Below are 229 nucleotides of genomic sequence, written 5' to 3' on the forward strand. Positions count from 1 at the left end.
GTCATCACCTGCGGGTCGATGCCGAAACGGCGGGCAACCTGCAGCGCTTCCACCGTGGCGGTCAGCCCGGCGGCGGAAACATAGTTATTCAGCGCCTTCGCCGCGTGACCGCTGCCGGCGGCACCGATATGCAGGACGGAACTGCCCATCGCCGACAGCAGCGCCCGGCAGCGGGACAGCACGTCCTCCTCGCCGCCGACCAGAATGGCCAGCTTGCCCTGTTCTGCGC

Annotated in this window: 1 protein-coding gene; it reads right to left on the bottom strand. The window is 68.6% G+C overall.

Annotated features, from left to right (window positions below):
* Positions 1-229 (bottom strand): NAD-binding protein (locus HWD93_RS18975; RefSeq protein ID WP_261647666.1); only part of this gene is annotated, 229 nt, incomplete at both ends.

Source organism: Curtobacterium sp. C2H10, assembly GCF_025407985.1.
In the GTDB taxonomy this organism is placed as follows: domain Bacteria; phylum Actinomycetota; class Actinomycetes; order Actinomycetales; family Microbacteriaceae; genus Curtobacterium.